Genomic DNA, 19,847 nt, shown 5'->3' on the forward strand with positions numbered 1-19,847 from the left:
CAGTTTGCACCCGCTGCGGTAAAGCGGGGGTGAAATAGCAACAAGAAGATAAAGGAATACGGTACATAATGGTGAATTCATCCATACCCTTAACGCGTCAACGCGCCGGTGGACTGGCAGCCTTTGTGTGTGCGTTGTGCTATGTGGTGGGGTTGGTGATGATCATGGCGGTAATGCCGGATATCAATACTGATGCCGATGAACGCCTGAACGCCATTCTGGGACATAGTCGGTTGATCCAGTTGTGGTACCTGATTATTTTTGTGCTGTTCGGCATCGCGCTGTTAGTGCTTAACCGCAGCCTGTATCAGCCCGCGTATCAGCAATCCGGGCATTTTCAGCTACTGGGCGCTTTACTGGGTTATATGTGGGCGGCCTATGTGTTTGCCAGTGGTCTGATTGCTGTGCTCACAATTCAATACTTAATCATGCAACCGGCTGAGCAGGTCGAGCGAATCTGGCCGGCTATTTTTGCCATTCAGATGGGGCTTGGCGACGGCGTCGAATGGGTCGGCGGCATTTGGATGCTCATGGTGAATATGAGCATGCAGCGCTATAACATGGCGCCTAAAATGGTCGTGCGTTTTGGTATGATGGTAGGCGCGATTGGCGCGCTGACCCTGGTACCGGCACTCGCCATCGCCGGACTGCTATTTGGCTTACTGCAAATTGTCTGGTTCTGCTGGCTTGGCAGTCTGTTGTTGCGAGGTAAGTTACAGAGTCACTCTGCTTCTACCGCCTCGTCTTCAGCCATGCGCGGGGTTAACACCACCCGATAGCACGCTTCGGTCTGCTGAAAATCGATATCCCACTGCATCACATTGGCAATCCGCTTAACCAGATACTGGCCGTGCCCCAAGCCCTGGTAGTAGGGGCGGTCCTGGGCATCGGCGAGGGGGTTTTCAAATACCCATTGGCCGTCTGCCAGGCTAATGGTCATACCTCTGCCACCGCCGTGATACACCCCGTTGTTTACCAGGTTCTGACACAGCAAGGTCATCAGATAGGCGTTACCTATTACCTTTGCGTTGTCATCAACCTTCAACTCGGCTTCGAATATGAGTTCCGGGTGGACATGGTGAATGGCTAACAATACCCGTTCGAGCACCGGCATGACGGCAACGGCACCGAATTGCAGGTTTTCTTTTCTGGCCAGCGCCAGCAGCACTTCCACGGTTTGTTGCAGGGTGTTAGTCGCCTGCTCTAACAACTGGCGCTCGGTATCATTGGCAACAGTTTCAGGATGAATAGCCAGGGTATTTTTTAACAGTGTAATAGGCGTACGCAGCTCATGACTGACGTCGTGCGTAAAATCACGCTCCCGCTGCCAGGCGTCCTGCAACGCCGAGTAGGTAGTGGTAAACGTGGTGGCCAGGGTGCCGATTTCATCCTGGCGTTCGGTACCGGCAATGGTGCAAGGTGCGTCAGGCGCCTGGGTTTTCACTGACTCGGCCAGCGCTTGCAGCGGTTTCGCCAGCCGGGATGCCAGAAACCAGGTACTTAAAATAGCCAGTATCATAGCTGCTGCAGAGGCGCTGAATAAAAAGACGCTAAACACGTCGGTAAAACTCGATAACGGAGTCAGTGCGGAGGCTTGCATACGCACGCCACCGGCAGGTAATCCTTCGGTAACAAAGGCTTTGAAATACGCGGCATCGTCGGCTTGTCGGCTCACCATCATGTTGTTGTCGATAGCAGCCGGCCCCCAGTTTTTTTCGTTGGGAATATCACTTAATGAAAACGCCGAAGAAGACAGCGCTGTGACGGTTTTCTGGCTGAGCCAGTGTTGCTCCAAGCGCTGTATTTCCTGATCCAACAGGTGCGACGCCACAATGTCTTCGGTAACGTTTACAAACAATACGCTCAGGCGGGTATAGAACAGATTGATCACCAGCACCAGGCTGCCAAACGCAATAAACAACTGCGCCTGAATACCACTAAGCTTCATGGTCGAGCCCTGTTAATTTGTAGCCGATATTACTAATGGTGGCGAGTAGCGGCTGGCCGCTGGCTTTTTCGAGGGCTTTTCGCAGGCTGTACATGTGCGATTTCAGGGCGTTACTTTCCGGCGGCTCATCGCCCCAGATATGGGTGATTAGGTCGCTGCGGCTGACCGGGTAAGGGTACTCCATCAGCAACTTGTGCAGAATACTAAAACCCACGCCGGTTACCGTTACCGGCTGCTGTTGCCATTGTACGGTTTTGGCGCGCGTATCCAGAGTAAGGTGTCCTTCGCTCACCTGGGTGTTGGTGTGTAACTGTGGACGCCTCGCCAGGGCTTCGACCCGTAGTGCCAGTTCGCGAAAATCAAACGGCTTGGTGAGGTAGTCGTCGGCGCCCTGGCCAAAGCCTTTTGCCTTATCGGTAAACGCATCGCGGGCAGTAAGCATGAGCACGGGAGTAATCCGGGTAGCGTGTTGTTTTATGTGCTGACACACATCCAGACCATCCATATCAGGCAGATTTAAGTCGAGAATGATCACGTCGACCTGTTGTGACAGAGCGAGATCGATACCTTGCTGGCCGGTGGCGGCAAAATCAACCTGCCACTTCAGCCCTTCCAGAAAGCCCACAACCTGTTTGGCAATGGCCAGATTATCCTCTACCAACAATACGCTTATCGACTTATTCATGCTGTTTGCCCTTACGTGGTCCCTGCCAGGCTGACGCTATCAAACCTCGGCATAGTGAACAAGGTGAAAAGTGTAAGCGAGATAGGGTGAAATCAGGGTGAAGCGGTTGCGAGCGATATAAAAAAGCGCGCACAAAGTGGTCTCTGACCTTGTATTTATAAAAGGGTATTCTACGCTTTTAAGTAGTGTTTCAGGTATTCAGAATTCGCCGTGACGACCTATCTTTATATTGGAAGTAGCACAGAAAAGCAGGATGTTGAGCAACAGGCTGAGCGACTGGCCAGGGTATACCCCTACGACATCATGGTGCGAGAACCTAATGCAGACCCGGGAGCCAAACCCAAGCTGGACCGCTTGTTGAAGCGGTTGCGACAAGGTGACCGGCTAATCATAAAAGACGTATCGCGCCTGGGGCGAAGTATTATTCAGGCTGCCAGGGTAGCAATGGATCTGAAAGCCCGCGGTGTGTTGCTGGTGGTCGACAACCTCGAGTCGCTGTGCAACCCTACGCTCAGTGTGTTCACATTGATTGAATGTGCGGCACAAATGGACCGCGACCTGCTAAAAGACCGTCAGGCCATTGGTATTGCCAAGGCCAGGGCGGCAGGCAAATACAAAGGCCGCAAGGCGATACCGGCGAAGCTGGTTAAAAAAGCCCAGTCGTTAATTGCCAAGGGCATGAAGAAAAAAGACGTTGCATCCACACTTAACATTGGTGAATCCACACTCTACAAGTATCTGGCGATGGCCAGGCAGAAAGAGTCTTAACCAATAGCACAGCAGCCTGCCTTGCGGGTTGTGTTGGCTTCCTTTTGATGTAAATCAGTGCCCGGGTCGCACGGGCCTGATAGCGTAGTACTCAGGGAAGGCTTTTCGTTTTTCTGCTTTGCATTTTACCACTTACTTTTTATGCACCTTCCCCGGGAGCACTGTAATGAGTAAAACCAATGCGTCATATCATGCACAATCCGGCGACGAGGTCCTCCAGGCATTGTCGTCGCGTTCATCGGGCTTAACCGACGACGAAGTCTCAGCACGTCTGCAGCAGTACGGACCCAATAAACTGCCCCAGGCCCCGCAAACCGGCACGTTCACCCGGTTTATTAAACAATTCGCTAATCTGCTGGTTATTGTACTTATTGTAGCCGGTGTCCTGACTGCATTACTGCAGCACTGGATAGACTCGTTTGTCATCTTTGGCGTGGTCATTGTTAATGCCATTATTGGTGTGATTCAGGAGGGCAAAGCGGAAAAAGCTATGGACTCCATTCGCAACATGTTGGCACTGAAGGCCGCGGTAATTCGAAACGGCAAGCGCCGCACACTGGAAGGCGACAGCCTGGTACCGGGTGACATTGTGTTGCTGGAAGCGGGTGACAAAGTGCCCGCAGATTTGCGCCTGCTGCGCAGCCATGGACTGGCCATCCAGGAAAGCCTGCTAACCGGCGAGTCGTTACCGGTTGAAAAACACACCAAGGCGGTATCGGAAGACGCCGGACTGGGGGACCGGGAATGCCTCGCATTCAGTGGCACCAGCGTTACAGCCGGGCAGGGCATGGGTGTGGTAATTGCCACCGGCGCTACTACCGAAATCGGTCGTATTGGCGGCTTGCTGTCGGATGTGCAAAAGCTGACAACGCCGCTGGTGGAACAAATGGACGTACTGGCAAAGTGGATCACCGGCATTATTCTGGCCATTGCTGTGGTGTTGTTACTGGTGGGGACCTGGATTCTGGAACAACCTTTTACCGAGTTGTTCCTGGCAGTGGTGGGCTTGTCGGTCGCTGCTATTCCTGAGGGTTTACCTGCCGTACTGACCATTACCCTGGCAGTAGGTGTGCAGTCGATGGCAAAACGCAATGCGATTGTGCGGGTGTTACCTGCTATTGAAACACTGGGCTCTGTGTCGGTTATTTGCTCAGACAAAACCGGCACTTTTACCCGCAATGAAATGATGGTGGTCAGCGCGGTGACCCAAGATGCGCATTTTGAGGTTGATGGTGAAGGGTATGCGCCGGTTGGTGACATCCTGTTAGACGGTGAACCTACGGCGCCACAACAGCATTCGGTACTGCGCGATATGGCCCGATTAAGTGCCTTGTGTAACGACGCGGAAATACACTCTAAATCAGGCCAGTGGGGCATAGAAGGCGATCCCATGGAAGCGGCCTTGCTGTCGTTTGCGGGAAAGGTAACGATGCCGGATGGCGGTGATTTTCGTCACGACTGGCCGCGTACTGATGTCTTGCCTTTTGATTCTGCCAGGCAGTTTATGGCAACGTTGAATCACAACCACAATGGCACCGGGTTAGTACTTGTAAAAGGCGCTCCAGAGGTGATCCTCAAACGCTGTGGGTCGGTGCTCAGCGGCGATGGCAGCCACAGTGATTTAGTACCTGAGGCCTGGCTGGACAAAGCTGAGGCGTTGGCCAGACAAGGGCAGCGCGTACTTGCATTGGCCGGTAAACTGGTGTCGGCGGAGCATACTGTGCTGGCGGCGCAAGATGTCGATAATGGACTGTGCTTACTGGGTTTAGTGGGGTTAATTGACCCGCCGCGGCAGGAAGCGATTGAGGCAGTGAAAACCTGTCGCGCTGCGCGGATTCAGGTCAAGATGATCACCGGTGACCACGCTGTAACCGCGCAGGCTATAGGCAAGCAGCTCGGGCTGGCGCACGGCAGTGTATTAACCGGCACGCAACTGGATGCGCTGTCTGACGATGAGCTGAAACAGGCCGTGCAAAGCACGGATATCTTTGCCCGCACTACGCCAGAGCACAAGTTGCGTCTGGTGATGGCTCTGCAATCTCTTGGGTTAACCGTATCCATGACCGGTGACGGTGTAAACGACGCGCCTTCGCTGAAACGGGCTGATGCCGGTGTTGCCATGGGGCTGAAGGGCAGTGAGGCGGCCAAGGAAGCGGCGGAAGTGGTGCTGGCCGACGATAACTTTGCCTCTATTGCGGCGGCAGTTGAACAGGGCAGAACGGTTTACGCCAATATCAAAAAGGTCGTGAGCTGGACGCTGCCTACCAACGCCGGTGAAGCACTGACGATTATTGTTGCCATGCTGGCTGGCTTGCCGTACCCCATCACGCCGGTGCAGATTTTGTGGGTCAATATGATCACAGCGGTCACATTGGGTATGGCGCTAGCGTTTGAGCCCACCGACAAGGACACCATGAAAAAACCACCGCGTCCGCGAGGGCAGGCACTGATTCAGCCCGCGCTGGTGTGGCAGATTATGCTGGTTGGCAGCCTGTTTTTCCTGGCGGTGTTCAGTATTTATCAGTACGCCATTGAGGCCGGACATGAAGTGGAATACGCGCGCACTCAGGCAATGAACATGCTGGTGGGACTCGAAATCTTCTACCTGTTTTTCATTCGTACCATGCACCGCAGGTCCATTAGTTTGTCGGGTATCCGAGGAACCAGGGTCGTATGGTCAGCGGTTGGATTTGTGGTCATTGCTCAACTGGCTATTTGCTACATTCCTGTATTGCAAACGGTGTTTGGCACTCGCGCGCCAGATATCACCGACAACTTACTGATTGTGTTAACGGGTATCGTAATGTTGATCGTACTCGAAATGGAAAAAGTGATCAGACTCAACGTGTATGCGAGGGTAAAAAAGTGACCGCCGCCTAGAGACAACCCGGCTGTTTATCTGGCAGACTAGCCTGAGGCGAGTTAAGAAGAACAAACGGATAGGTGACAGGCAGTATGACGCAACGTCCATTACTCAGGCATATTCGCGATCACAAAGCACTGTTCCTGGAAATTGCCCGCTTGCGTGACCGCGCAGTGGGTGAACTGGGACTGACAAACTACGAATTTCACAAAACCCCGAAATTCATTAGCAGCACGGGCGAACGGCTCACCATTGAACCTGAGCGCAGTATTATTTTGCCCACTACCGACCTGTTGCGGGGTGTGAAGTCAAAACTAGTTCGTGCCATTGACGGATTTTCCATTGTGCCGCACAGCGACTGTGGCTATCGCTACCCCACAGCAGCACTGGCCGGTAAAGACGCGCCGTTCATCAAACGACTGCGTTCGGAGTACTTCCACCGGGTCGACGAAGATCGCAGTATCTGCCGTCCGGTGAATTTGTCGTTTGGCATTAAAAGCCGGGGCAAGGCCGATAACCGCCAGGAGTATGAAGTCTGGGTGCCCGAAGAATTACTAGAGGAAGATCCGGCCCCGTTGCTAGTGAATCAATACGGTGAGGACTTGCCGGACGATGTCCGTCACTTTGCTCAGCAACCGGCGTTAATTCACGGTTGGATGGGGGTGAAACGCGCTGCGTTTGAAGCGTTATTCCGGCCACCAGCGGCAATGGGGGATTTGCTGTTGTGTGTGGGCATGTCGGTAGACGCCTATAACATTGGTGCACGCCCCGATTTGTCGTTTTCGCCAGAGGCAGACAGTTCTATCGCCGTCAGTAACGCCGAACTGGAATGGGAGATCATGGGCTACTATGCCCCGATTGGCGCGCATTTCGACCATGACACCCTGTGGGCTGCTATTAACCACACGCTTGAAGCGATTGGTGAGCCGCTCAATACTCTGTATGCCAATGACATCATTCCGATTATGGAAAGCAAGACCGAGCGTATCCTCAGTACTATTGAAGCGCATGGTGCCAGGCCAGAGGACATCCAGCGGTTGAATCTGCGTCCGTGGGAGTTCCTGCAAACCAGTAGTGAGCACCGGGTTAAAAGCCAGGACCCCAATCGCAAAGTGAATTTCCTCGGGCGTCTGAACCGGCTGTTTTATCAACCGGAACATCAGTTGCCATCAATACAATTCCTGCACGACCTGATCGCCGACAGCTAGCGCAAAGCGTTAGCCTGTCTTGCGCGGCAACGTGTCTGCCGATAGCGGGTTGACAGTGTAACCAGGCCCTGTGCTATACAAACAAATCCAACAAAAACGATAAATAAACAATAAGACAGAAAGGTAGCCTCATGCAGACTTTGTTTACCCGGCAACTGGGTCGTATGCGACAGGGATTCGTACACCTCACACTATTGGCGGGACTTCTTTTTACCCACCACGCCCTGGCCAGCGAAGCAGACCAGGCATTTGAATCGCTCTACAAGGAAGAGTGGCAAAAACGACAGCTGCAATATGCGGTAGATGAAAATGCCGACGTGAGTCGCATACCGGTGAAGCTACCCACCGTGCATGCACAAGCTCAAGCTGAACGGTTAGCCTACTGGGAGTCGGTGCTAAGCAAGCTCGATGGGATTTCGCTGAACGATCTGACCGACGAAAACCAAATCAACTACCGGGTATTTAAATTTCAGATTCAAAGCCTGATCAACGACCAGAAATTCAAACTCTATGAAAAGCCGCTGACCGGCGATACCTCTTTCTGGGGCGATTTGACCTACATGCCAAAAGGGCAGTTTCTCAGTCAGCAGGATTACGAAAACTACCTGTTGTGGCTGGCCGATATGCCGCGTTACTTTGAAGAACAGATCGCGAATATGCGAGCGGGTCTGGCCCGAGGCTTTACGCCACCGGCAATTGCGCTGGTAGGCCGGGATGCGACAGCCGCTTCTGTTGCGAATGCGGCACCCAAAGACACCATCTACTTTAAGCCGTTTTCCGCGTTTCCGGCGACGTTCTCTGATGAACTAAAACAAACTCTGTCGGCAGAGGCCGAAAAGGTGATTCGGTCGTCGGTAATCCCGGCTTATCAGCAACTGCTTACTTTCCTTGCCGACACGTATATTCCGGGAGCCGTGACCGAGCTGGATGCCTTCTCGTTGCCCAACGGACGCGATTTTTATCAGTCGCAAATTTTTAAGTACACTACGTTAACCCTGTCGCCAGAAGAGATTCATGAGATTGGCCTGGGCGAAGTGCGAAAAATAAAAGCGCGAATGCACGACATTATGCGAGAAGTCGAATTCGACGGAGATTTGTCGGCCTTTCTGACGTTTCTGCGCACTGACCCGCAATTCTATGTCACCACGCCACAGGCCCTGCTGGACCGTGCGGCCTGGACTGCGAAGGAATTTGATGCGGTAGCCAAAAACTGGTTCGGTCGCTTGCCTCGCAGCCGGTTCGCCATTATTCCGGTACCCGACGATATCGCTCCCTATTACACTGCCGGTCGCGGTGGTCCGGGTATGTATCTGGTCAATATCTATGATTTGCCATCGCGCCCGTTGTATTCGCTGCCTGCGCTGACCCTACACGAATCAGCGCCTGGTCATGCATTCCAGATGCCGCTGGCAGCAGAGAATGAAGACATACCGGCGTTCCGACGCAACACTTATATCTCAGCTTATGGTGAAGGCTGGGCGCTTTACTCTGAAAAACTGGGTGAAGAAATGGGCATGTACCACACGCCTTATGAAATCTTCGGCATGCTGAGCTATCAAATGTGGCGGGCAGCGCGACTGGTGGTGGATACGGGTATTCACGCCAAAGGCTGGAGCCGCAAACAGGCGCAGGATTTTATGAAGAATAATACCGCGCTGTCAGTGCATGAAGTGACCACCGAAGTGGATCGCTACATTGCCTGGCCAGGGCAGGCACTGTCCTACTATTTGGGACAAATGAAAATTGAGGCGCTGCGAGCCAAGGCTGAGAAGGCGCTTGGAAGCAAATTCGATATTCGCGCTTTCCACGATACTGTGCTGCAACTCGGTTCTGTGCCGTTGTCAGTGTTGGAAGCTCGTATTGAGCGCTTTATTGCAGAAGGCGGTCCGTCGCCGTATAGCAATCTTTAATTGATCACATTGACCGGGTGGGCTGATGTAGCCCACTCATGGCAAAGATCTGCGACATAAGCTACCACTTCTATCGACTTGCTAAATACATTCAGCGTCATCGGTTTATTCTGTTTAATGTGCAGTTCCATTCAGGCAGCTTACTGCCTTAATAGCCCTCGGATAACACCTAAATAAGTCAGACACACCTTTGCTTACACATTGGGCATTGTAGTCGTTGGAATGTGCCGTTAACGTTGATTGACTCCTCTGAATGGTAAAAGCATACGGACTATGAACCAGTTAATACGAGACGACAGCCCCGCACCGATTTGGCATCAGTTGCTGGCGTTGTTTGCGCTAACGGTTGTGACTCAAATGAGCAACATTGCGTTTCAGAAGCTTGCTAACAATGAACCGTTTTTGCCAACGGTTTTGCCGGGTCTGCTTTTTCTGTCGGTACTCACATTACCGGCCTTGTTCATTGGCCTGACGTTAGGCCGTAAAGTCGGGCTTGGGCTCATTAACCGTAAAACCCTTGAAGAGGGTCGTATCGGCGGCGGTTTGCGATTCGCGGTAATAGCGGCAATTCCATTGGGATTCTGTATGCTTGCATTACGTTGGTTGCTGGCTGATAGCTTACCCGCAGAGTTGCCCGCGTATGGATTTCGAGGCCCGGTGGGCGGACTACTGGTTAGCGTCGGCGCGGCGGTAGGCGAAGAGATTTGGTTCCGTTTTGGCTTGATGACCCTGCTGTTATATATCGCAAGCAAAATGCGCCACTCTGCGCTGGACACCCACACAATACCGATCATTATTATTCTGGTGGTTGGATTCGGATTTGGTCTGGCGCATATCCCCAGCGTAGTTGCGTACGGTGCTAATACCTCATTTGCGGTATGGGCTACCATTGGCGGGAATGTCGCGGTTGCGGTGCTATACGGCTGGTGTTACTGGCGTTACGGTTTGTTATCTGCCATTACGGCGCATTTTAGTGTTGATGTGGTATTACACGTGCTGCCAGCGCTCATGTAACGAGCAGCTGGCGTATGTGCACATCCTGGCGCTACAGGGCTTTCTTGGTTGGGAATACCACATTCGCAAAAATCAGACCCGCCACCAGTGACATAAAAATCAAAAATACGTCCTGGCCCAAATGATCGACATTCACAAAGTCCTGCCCGGAAATAAACGAATTCAGGCCAATGTAGGTTTTCGAGCCTGGTACCAGAACAATCAGGCCGTGCATGGCGACAATGGTGGCTGGCTGATTAGCGATGCGGGTAAAGGCATTCGCCAGAATACCCAGCGAGAATGCGCCTACGAAACTACCTATGCTTTGAGGCAGATAGTCAGACGCCAGGGCTGTGCTGCTGTAGGCCAGCAGGGCAGAAGCCAGCGCCCATGGAATGTGTTTGGGACGGGTTTTAAATATTGCCACCAGGCCAAAACACAGCACAATGACCGCCAGCCAGGTCGACCAGTAGGGCAGTGAGGCGGCAGGGTTATAGGTGTTTTCGCCAAACACACTAAAGCCGGTCGCCACCCCCAGGTAAGCACCAAAATACAATTTAAATAACTGCATTAATGCGTCCATGACCCGGGCCGTGCCCGATACCATGTTACGCGACGACAATTCGGCTAGGCCCATGGTAAGCGCGAGGCCGGGCACAAAGATGATAACCGAGGATAATATGGTTAGCGGAATATTCATCCCCGGGTCGAAATGCCGGCTAAACGCACAGGCCAAAAAGGCGACGAAATAGGCCGCCACAGGCTCCATCATCAGCGCAACGCGCTTGGAGCGTTCAGACCACAGCACCCAAAAATACACCACCAGACCCAGAATGGCCGACCAGTACATTTCAGACCAGCTGCCGCCCATCAACAAGGAGAACGCACCGGTTGAGATACCGTAAGAAAAACCGGTAACCCACTTGCCATAGGGGCTCGGCATGGCATCGATTTCGCTGAGCTGCTTGTCGGCTTCTGACAGGGTCAGCTGGCCGGTGAGCAACTGATTGGCAAGCTCATCGGTGCGGGACAGAGAATTTAAATCCAGCTCGCCAGGATCAAGTCGTGCCGCATGACTGTATTCGTCTTCGTGACGGTCGCTCCAGATAACCACCGACAGGGATGTGGGTGTTGAAATAAATGAGGCATGTACGCCTAAGTAGCGCGCTACCTCATTCAGATAGGCTTCAAGGCGAAACGCTGGAGTACCGTATTTGTGCAGCATTTTTCCCAGTTTCAATATGAAACGGCGGATTTGAATAAATTCTTTGGTATCCAACGGTTAACTCTGCTTTAAGATAGACTGGCTGACGAGGGGCTAAATTACCATGGTGGGCAATAGAGCGGAACCTTTACCGTAAATAAGCGCCTAAAACCTTATAACGTCAGCTAAGACTACCGGAGGGAGTATGAAAAAATCGCTGTTAGTGGCTTTCAGCATATTGCTGTTGTCTGCCTGTACAACAACGCGACTCAGTGATGAGGCCATGGGGACTTTAATTGAAGACTTTATCGCTTCTGAGCAAATTGAGAACCGACATTCGGTGTCTGCCTTCACGCTGGACAGCTACGGTGAGTTAAATGACGAGTATGTGATTTTTCGCAGTGCGCCCATGCGCCACTATCTGATTAAGCTGGCGCCGCGCTGTTCCGAGCTGAGCTTTTCCATGGGGCTGGTGCTACACAGGCGTTTTGGCAACACCCTGAGTGAAGGATTGGACTATGTGTATGTGCCGGACTCACTGCCATTTAAGTGTTTTATTAACAAAATATACCCGTTGACCAAGGCGCAGCATGACGCGCTCAGAAACAACATTAAAGCCGAAATAACCGAACTGAAGCTGAAGGAAGAACACGCCTCCGACAGCGAAACGCCGGAACCTGCCGCAGAATAAGCTGTAACAAATTGTGGCAAACCCTTGAAGTTAATGCAGTAACAGCCCATGTTAGCAGTATTCTTGTTAATAATGGGCTCACTGCTGAACCGCTATGCGTAAATTAATCGACGCCATTCTCACCCCGGCCAAACAGGCCAGGACGCTGGGTGCCAACCAATGGCAGCGCTGGTTCTTGCAATCAGAGCATCGCTTTACCATCACCGGATTGAGTCGCAGCGGCAAGTCCATGCTGTTTACCAGCCTGATGACCGTGCTGAAATACCGCAGCGAAGAACAGTACCAGTGCTTGCCGTTACTGCGTTACTTGCCCATGGAGCTGGTTGACCAAATGTGGCTGGAGCCGCTGAACGACCTGCCCATGTTTCCGGTTGAGCAACACATTGAAGATCTTGCGGCAGGGCAGTGGCCGCCTGCCACGGAGTCGGTGGCCGGGTTTAAACTGATAGTGCGTCTGCGTCAGGCGCACCAACTAAAAAGATACCTGTTGCCCTATACCGATGTGGTGTTTGAGTTTATTGACTATCCGGGAGAGTGGCTGAGTGATTTGCCTATGCTGGGCAAAACCTACACGCAGTGGTCAGATTCGGCGTGGGCGCAACAAATGAATGCGCCTCAGCAGCGGTATGCAAAAAGCTGGCATGACTGTGTGAATGCCTTTGACTTTGAGCAGCCGCCTACCCCAGGAAACGTTCAGCAACTGGTGAATGCCTATCGACGTTATTTGCAGGAAGCCAAGTCGAAGGGAATTTCCATGCTGCAGCCAGGCAGCTTTTTGATTCCTGGTTCTGGTTTTGATTTCACCCAACAGGGCTTTACACCGCTGCCTTCACGTATCAGTAGTGATGTGGCGAGCCCGTGGACCCAATGTTTTACGCAACATTTCGAGGCATTTAAACACCAATGGCTCGAAAAGTTAAAGAAAGACACCTTTCGCCAGACTGATAAGCAAATCATTCTGGTGGACTTGTTTGAAGGCTTGAATCACAGTCGCAGCCACCTTTATCAGCTGCGCGAAACCCTTAGCCATTTGGCCGACACCTTTGTGTATGGCAACGAAAACTGGTTTAAGCGCCACGTGCTGCAGCAGCAAGGCATTGCCAAAGTGGCCTTTGTGGCAACCAAGGCGGACCTGGTGCCTGTTGGGCAACGTGACGCTTTATTGTCATTATTAAAAGACGTGACCCGCGGTGCAACGGCCCGATTTAAAGACGGCGAAGTTCAGTTTGAGCATTTTCTGGTATCGGCCATTCAGGCTACCGATGAAGGCAGTCACGACAACGCCCTGCGCTATATGAATGACGAAGGGCGTTACATGGAAGCTGAATTTGAAGCGCTGCCGCCTGACTTAAAATCCATGCCCGAAGACGAACATTACCCGGTGTTACCGGCTGCGGTACCCCCTGATTATCTGGCGCGTATGCTCAATGGCAAGGGGCTCGACCGTTTATTGCAATTCTTATTGGAGAAGTAGCCATGAAGACCACCGACGACTCTCCCTACCGGGCGAAGATTCAGCAAACTGAGATCAAGACCCAGCGACCGGACCACGCCATGCCGGTAAAACAAGAGCAGGACGACTGGCAACCGGCGCATGCGCAGCAAACCGGGTTGTCGGCCAAGTGGTGGGTGCTACTGTCTGGGGCCGCTTGTTTTGTCGGATTCAGTGTTTTTGAGGCGATTGCCTTTATTGATACCCATTTTGCGACTGCCCCTGTTTCTACATCAATACTGGCGGTGTTACTAAGTGCTTTCGTGGGTAGTCTGTGTTGGTTAACGGGCAGTGAATACCGCGGCTATCGACGGGTTAACACCTTTCTGGAAAAGCGCCCGGTAAAAGCGGAGCTGGTTGGACTGAGCCAACCCGAACAGGTTATAAAACAGCTCGATAACTATGCCGCGTATTTCAGCGCGGGCAGCTATGCCGAGCGCTGCTATCGCCGGTTTAAATCTATGCGGCAGGCCGACCATTCCGTTGACGACTTACTCAATTTGTATCAGCAGTACGTGGTAGTGCCGGTTCGGAAAAAGGCGAACGAGGTCATTAAAAAAGAGGCAATGGCCAGTGGCAGCATGGCGTTTATTAGCCCGAATCACCTGATTCAGACCTTGTTACTGTTGTGGATCAGCGTGCGCACGATTAAGCGCGTCTCTCAGGTTTACGGGCTGCGACCGGCAACGACCGGGAACTGGAAGTTGATGAAGATACTGGCACAAAATCTTGCTGCGCAAAGCTTGTTTGATTTGGCCACCGATGAAATGACGAATCAGTTGAGTGGCTCTCTGGCTGCCAAGCTGGTGGAGAATTCCGCTGAGGCTGTGGCTGCCAGTGCACTGAACGTGCGATTAGGTAAAGCGCTGGTGAAATTACTGGACGACCCCAGTGAAGATAAAAAACTGGGAGACTATCGGTAAAACTGACACATTAATCGTATCGGCTATTGTGATAAGGAACCTCGCCGCCATGATGAACTCATAGTGTCCGTATATGCGTCATTAAACGAACAGGCAGGCGCCCCGCAAGGGACAAGGATAATAAAAAGAGAAAAACCATGATAACAAGACGACAGTTTACTGTAGCCCTTGGTACGCTTGCAGCAGCAGGTGTGACCGGTGGGCTTTTTCGACATCCCAAAGCCTGGGCTGAGCCTATGGCGACCAAAACTACGACGGGCTATGGCCCGCTAATCGACGACCCCAAAGGCATACTGTCTTTGCCCAAGGGATTCACCTACGATGTGCTCTCTTCGTTTGGCGAACTCATGAACGACGGTAATCGCGTACCGGACCGCGCAGACGGCATGGGCTGCATTGCTCTGGACGATGAGCACGTGGCGTTAGTTCGAAATCACGAGTTGCAACCAAAGCATGTCGCCGAGTTTGGCCCGGGACAGCCATCACCGCTGAAAACACCCAAAGCTTATGACAGCAACGACAAGGGCGAAGCCCTGCCGGGAGGGACCTCTACCATTGTCGTGAATACCAAAACCGGCAAGAAGGTAAAAGAATACCTGAGTTTAACCGGCACGATTCGCAATTGCTCTGGCGGTATTACCCCCTGGGGCAGTTGGCTAACCTGTGAAGAGAGCGTAGATAAACCGTCTTCGACGAATAGCCAATACCACGGTTACGTATTTGAAGTAGCTGGCAATGCAGAAGGGCTGGTGGAGCCGAAACCTATTAAGGCGCTGGGGCGCTTTAACCACGAGGCTGTGTGTGTCGACCCTGACACAGGGATTGTTTATTTAACCGAAGATCGCGGTGACAGTTTGTTATACCGACTGGTGCCGAATGAGTACGGCAACTTGCATGCGGGCGGTCAACTGCAGGCCCTGGCCGTGAAAGGCTACCCCAAATTCGATACTCGTAACTGGCAGAAGCAGGAAATGCCAGTATCGTCGTGGGTCGATTGTGAATGGGTCGATATCGAAAATCCGGATAGTGCAGAGGATGACTTGCGCAAGCAGGGCTATCAGTCTGGCGCAGCGCTATTCGCACGCGGCGAGGGTGTGCACTGGGGGCAGGGTGAATTTTACTTCTGCTGTACCAACGGCGGGAATAAAAAGCTCGGCCAGGTTATGCGCTATCAGCCTTCACCTTACGAAGGCACACCAAGCGAACACGACCAGCCCGGACGCCTGCAACTCTTCGTTGAGAGCAGTGACGCGCAAGTGTTTAATTTCGGAGACAACCTGACCGTGGCACCGAACGGGCATTTGATTGTGTGTGAAGACCAGTACACGGCAGTGGTGGATAATCACCTGCGTGGGATCACGCCAGACGGCGAAGTCTATCCATTCGCACAGCTAGCGGTACAGACTGAACTGGCCGGTGCGTGCTTTTCTCCGGATGGCTCTACCTTGTTTGTCAATGTCTATTCGCCCGCTCAGACGTTGGCGATCAGGGGCCCTTGGAAGCATTTGAGTTAACCCTGGTACTTTGCTGAACCCTTCCGCTATAAACCTGTGCTATTTGGATTGATTTAATCCCAAATAGCACTGTGTTTTTCCTCCTGAATAACCAGAATAATTATTATTCATGTGAATAATTTTTATTCCGTATTCTTTTTCGAATAAAAATTATTTTGTAATAATACGCCAGGCGGCTGCATAAAACGTCGGGCTGTTATGGAAAATAGTTATATGTTGTTTCATTGGTTGTGATGTCAAATAATTTATACTTAACAGTGTTTTAGGTTTTTTTGTTGGCAGCTTTCTTTATTTGGCGCCATTCATCGGAATCAACGAAAACTTAAACTTTTGTATTGGTTTGGAATAATTCCATTTTCATAGTCATAAATTGAAATAATTTGAGATAAAATATTTCTTAAAAAAATAAAATTAAGAAAAAATTATTCTTGACCTTTGGGGTAACTGTAGGTTAAAAGTTGAGCATAAGCGGTGTAAGCCGTACTACAAAAACAGTTACAGGGGTCTCACACATGAAAAAGGAACTCACGTCGATCAAGACGCGTTCAGCGGGGCGCTATCTAGCGCATTCCATTCGCCGGGCGGTTCGTCAATCCTGGCAAAATCGCTCAACCTCAACCGCCGCCATAATGTTTGCGGGTGCCGTTGCTGCTGGCATTTGCGCTCCAGCGCAAGCACAGCAAATCACGGGTAGTATCAAAGGTACCGTAACCGCACCAGGTGGTGATGTCGCCGTAAGCGGTGTGCAGGTTGTAGCAACCAGTGACGTAATGCCAAAACCGCGCTCGGCAACGACCCGCGCGGACGGCACGTTTTCATTGCCTTATCTGATCCCCGGTAATTACGAAATTACGTTTACCTTTGCTGATGGCTCGGTTCGCAAGACCAATACTACGGTGTTGTTGGAACAAGCATCGGTGGTGAATCTGGCATTCGAGCAAGCTCAAACAGAACGTATTGCCGTGTATGGCAGTGTAATTGTGACAGAAGGTGATTCGGCGCTGACAAATTCCTTTGGTGAAGATGTAATTGCCAACCTGCCCATTGGTCAGTCTTTCCGGGATATGCTGAAAATTCTGCCGGGTGTGGAATACAGTGAGAACGGCGTACTTGGCCCCTCTGCTGGTGGTTCGGGCGTGGATAACAGCTATGCCTTGGATGGCGTTGACTTGTCATTGCCTATGTTTGGTAATCTGTCTTCAGAACCGGCTACCCACGACATTGCTTATGTCTCTGTTGACCGCGGTGGTGCGAAGGCCATTGGCTTTAACCGCGCCGGTGGTTTCAGTGTGAACTCAGCAACGAAATCCGGTACCAATGAATTTCACGGTAGTCTGGAATACCGTCTGCAAAACGCCGGTTTTACTTCGACACCGGTCGGTGGTGAAATCAGTGACATAGATCGCAGCTGGGTGACGGCGTCTGTTAGCGGTCCAATTATAGAAGACCAATTATTCTTCTATGCGTCTTATTTCCGTCCTGAAGTAACGGGTGAAGACAAGGTGACGGCTTACGGCCCGGCTAAACCTTACAAAAGTGTTCGCGATGAATATTACGGCAAGCTCACCTGGGCACCGACTGATGACATCTTGCTGAACGTCAGTCAGCGCATCTCTGACCGCAGTACAAGAGGTTCCTCGATTGGTGAATTTGAAACCGATGACGTCTCTGTAGGTAGCGACAGCAAGCTTAGAATTACTTCTGTAGATGGTTCCTGGTTGCTGGGTGATGCATCCAGTCTGACCTTCAAATATGCGAAATACTCGGAAGACAGCAGTTCCAGACCTGACGTATTGTTAGGCTTCACACCTGCGCTGGGTGATTCTCTGGACGTAAACAATATCGATCAAATGGGCTATTTCGGTGTGCCGAGCTTGCGAGATTACCCAGATGGTGCAACGGCAGAAGAAATGGCGGCTATTGATGCATTTAATGCAACGGCTGCGCCGCTTATTGCACAATTTGGCTTCATTGGCGACGATGGCGAGCTGAGTGGCGGTGGCGGTATTGGTGCCTATCCGACAATCAACAATCAGGATTTTGCCCGTGAATCCTTCCAACTGGGCTACGATACCGAAATCTACACTGACAACATGACTCACTTCCTGCACTTCGGTGCGCGTTGGTCTGAACTGGAAGAGGATCTGTCACGTCTGTCGAATGGTTGGGGACGAATCAGCTATGTTGGTGGATTGGGGGCAGATGGTGGTGACACCGACCTATCCAATGTCTACTACGAAGCCTCCATTGAACAAATGAGTTTTGTTCAGAATGGCTCAGCGGTTTCATCTATTCGATCGTTTGCTGAGTCGATTGATCTGGAGGTTAACGACGAAATTGAACACGGTGATTTTACCTATAACATCGGTGTTGTGATCAGTCAGGATACGTATTTTGGCCAGGGTTTGCGTAAAAACAGCGCTAATCCGTCAGGCTATGAGCTTGCGCCAGGCGAAAAATACGAAATGTATAAAACTGGTTGGAAAGACATGATTCAGCCGCGTCTGGGTGTGACCTGGGAATATGAAGAAGCTGCAACGGTATTTGCGAATTACGCCAGCTACAATCCCAATGCGAGTTCATTGGCACGGGCGGCGTCCTGGGATCGTAATACGCAACGTACCTTGTTGGTTCGCTTCGATGAAAACGGTGACTTTATTGATGCAGGCGGTGCGCCGGGTTCTTCTGGTAAGTTTTTCGCCGACAATATGAAGCCTCGTCGTATTGATGAGATTACCTTGGGTACCACCAAAATGGTGACCAACGAATTGTTCGTACGTTCACATCTGCGTTATCGCTACGCAAGTCATTTCTGGGAAGATATGCCTAACGATGCGCGTTTGTATGGCGACTACGGAGACTTTGGTGGTGTGCCTGACAACATTGCGGCGAAAGGCCTGTACATTCCTGACCTGAACGATTGGCGCTATGGCGTGATTGGTGACGGCTCCGACGCTGTCGGTGGTTCATCTTATGTTATTGCAGAAGTAGATGGCGGCCAGACCAAGTATTGGGAATGGAGTATTGAGGGTGAGTACCAAAACGATAAGTGGTATGTAAATGCCTCTTATGTGTGGAGCCACTACTACGGTAACTTCGACCAGGACAATACTACCGCAGGTAACGACGCTAACACCTTCATCGGTTCATCTTATTACGGTGATGGCCGTGGCCGCATGGTTTGGGATAATCGATACGGTAACATGATTGGCGACAAGCCTCATAAAGTGAAAGTTATCAGTACTTACACGGCTGATTGGGAAGGCGTATTTGGTGCGTACTTCGTGTTCCAGTCGGGTGAAGCATGGACTGCCTGGGATGGCACGCCTTATGGATACTCGTCTGGTACCAGCCGTTTTGCAGAGCCTGCGGGAAGCCGCCGCGGTGCAAGTCACTGGCAGGTTGACCTGAACTACACCCAAAACTGGGAGTTCATGGAAGGCTATACCGCAAGATTCCGTGCAGATATCTTCAACGTATTCGATAAACAAACCGGGTATTCTTATAACCCGTATGTGACTTCGGATCTGTTTGGGACTCCACGTCAATACTACAACCCGCGTCGCGTGCAACTGGCGGTGGGTATTAAATTCTAAGCTCCGTACAACCTCGTTGACTCACGATGGTTTAGCCACCTCATTTTGGGGT

At 51.6% G+C, this 19,847-nt stretch carries 15 protein-coding genes; 11 read left to right on the forward strand and 4 right to left on the reverse strand.

Going from position 1 to position 19,847, the window contains the following annotated elements; genetic code table 11:
• Nucleotides 1–68: 68 nt before the first annotated feature.
• On the forward strand, nt 69–779 hold the full coding sequence (locus BUB81_RS14875) for a hypothetical protein (RefSeq protein ID WP_073324134.1): 711 nt from the start codon (nt 69–71) through the stop codon (nt 777–779).
• On the opposite strand, the gene BUB81_RS14880 is transcribed toward BUB81_RS14875, so the two are convergent.
• Both BUB81_RS14880 and BUB81_RS14885 read right to left on the reverse strand, forming a co-directional pair.
• A complete protein-coding gene (locus BUB81_RS14880; RefSeq protein ID WP_073324135.1) occupies nt 722–1,948 on the reverse strand; it encodes a sensor histidine kinase in 1,227 nt (408 codons plus the stop codon). The genes BUB81_RS14875 and BUB81_RS14880 overlap by 58 nt on opposite strands.
• Entirely contained in the window at nt 1,938–2,633 is a 696-nt protein-coding gene (locus BUB81_RS14885; RefSeq protein WP_073324136.1) for a response regulator transcription factor, read from the reverse strand. Before BUB81_RS14885 ends, BUB81_RS14880 begins: the two co-directional genes overlap by 11 nt.
• 210 nt (nt 2,634–2,843) lie before the next feature.
• Here BUB81_RS14885 and BUB81_RS14890 point away from each other — a divergent pair, with 210 nt between their 5' ends.
• From BUB81_RS14890 to BUB81_RS14905, 4 genes are all read left to right on the forward strand, one after another.
• Nucleotides 2,844–3,401, forward strand: coding sequence for a recombinase family protein (locus BUB81_RS14890; RefSeq protein WP_073324137.1), 558 nt, complete (start codon nt 2,844–2,846; stop codon nt 3,399–3,401).
• Nucleotides 3,402–3,567: 166 nt separating this feature from the next.
• Nucleotides 3,568–6,270, forward strand: coding sequence for a cation-translocating P-type ATPase (locus BUB81_RS14895; RefSeq protein WP_073324138.1), 2,703 nt, complete (start codon nt 3,568–3,570; stop codon nt 6,268–6,270).
• Between the two features lie 86 nt (nt 6,271–6,356).
• Nucleotides 6,357–7,472, forward strand: a complete 1,116-nt coding sequence (locus tag BUB81_RS14900; RefSeq protein WP_073324139.1) for a hypothetical protein — start codon at nt 6,357–6,359, stop codon at nt 7,470–7,472.
• A 131-nt stretch (nt 7,473–7,603) separates the two neighbouring features.
• Nucleotides 7,604–9,382: a DUF885 domain-containing protein gene (locus BUB81_RS14905; protein ID WP_217653473.1), complete on the forward strand. Its 1,779-nt coding sequence runs from the start codon at nt 7,604–7,606 to the stop codon at nt 9,380–9,382.
• Here BUB81_RS14905 and BUB81_RS22510 read toward each other — a convergent pair.
• A complete protein-coding gene (locus BUB81_RS22510; RefSeq protein WP_281250819.1) occupies nt 9,379–9,513 on the reverse strand; it encodes a hypothetical protein in 135 nt (44 codons plus the stop codon). The two genes, BUB81_RS14905 and BUB81_RS22510, sit on opposite strands and share 4 nt — an antisense overlap.
• Before the next feature lie 142 nt (nt 9,514–9,655).
• Here BUB81_RS22510 and BUB81_RS14910 point away from each other — a divergent pair, with 142 nt between their 5' ends.
• The gene (locus BUB81_RS14910; RefSeq protein ID WP_073324140.1) at nt 9,656–10,396 is read left to right on the forward strand and encodes a CPBP family intramembrane glutamic endopeptidase; all 741 of its coding nucleotides are present in this window, start codon (nt 9,656–9,658) and stop codon (nt 10,394–10,396) included.
• Between the two features lie 31 nt (nt 10,397–10,427).
• Here BUB81_RS14910 and BUB81_RS14915 read toward each other — a convergent pair whose 3' ends face one another.
• Nucleotides 10,428–11,654 (reverse strand): threonine/serine exporter family protein, encoded by a 1,227-nt coding sequence (locus tag BUB81_RS14915; protein ID WP_073324141.1) that lies wholly within the window; start codon nt 11,652–11,654, stop codon nt 10,428–10,430.
• Nucleotides 11,655–11,784: 130 nt separating this feature from the next.
• On the opposite strand from BUB81_RS14915, the gene BUB81_RS14920 reads away from it, so the two are divergent.
• The 5 genes from BUB81_RS14920 to BUB81_RS14940 all read left to right on the forward strand — a co-directional run bounded on the left by BUB81_RS14920 (nt 11,785) and on the right by BUB81_RS14940 (nt 19,795).
• Nucleotides 11,785–12,270 carry a DUF6491 family protein gene (locus tag BUB81_RS14920; protein WP_073324142.1) on the forward strand — a complete coding sequence of 162 codons (486 nt, stop codon included), beginning with the start codon at nt 11,785–11,787 and terminating at the stop codon, nt 12,268–12,270.
• A gap of 94 nt (nt 12,271–12,364) precedes the next feature.
• Nucleotides 12,365–13,744 carry a YcjX family protein gene (locus BUB81_RS14925; protein WP_073324143.1) on the forward strand — a complete coding sequence of 460 codons (1,380 nt, stop codon included), beginning with the start codon at nt 12,365–12,367 and terminating at the stop codon, nt 13,742–13,744.
• A gap of 2 nt (nt 13,745–13,746) precedes the next feature.
• Nucleotides 13,747–14,685 carry a YcjF family protein gene (locus tag BUB81_RS14930; RefSeq protein ID WP_073324144.1) on the forward strand — a complete coding sequence of 313 codons (939 nt, stop codon included), beginning with the start codon at nt 13,747–13,749 and terminating at the stop codon, nt 14,683–14,685.
• A 137-nt stretch (nt 14,686–14,822) separates the two neighbouring features.
• A complete protein-coding gene (locus tag BUB81_RS14935) occupies nt 14,823–16,199 on the forward strand; it encodes an alkaline phosphatase PhoX (RefSeq protein ID WP_073324145.1) in 1,377 nt (458 codons plus the stop codon).
• A 512-nt stretch (nt 16,200–16,711) separates the two neighbouring features.
• Entirely contained in the window at nt 16,712–19,795 is a 3,084-nt protein-coding gene (locus tag BUB81_RS14940) for a TonB-dependent receptor (RefSeq protein ID WP_073324146.1), read from the forward strand.
• The last annotated feature ends 52 nt before the right edge of the window (nt 19,796–19,847 follow it).

It is taken from the genome of Marisediminitalea aggregata (genome assembly GCF_900129565.1).
Classification (GTDB): Bacteria; Pseudomonadota; Gammaproteobacteria; order Enterobacterales; family Alteromonadaceae; genus Alteromonas; species Alteromonas aggregata.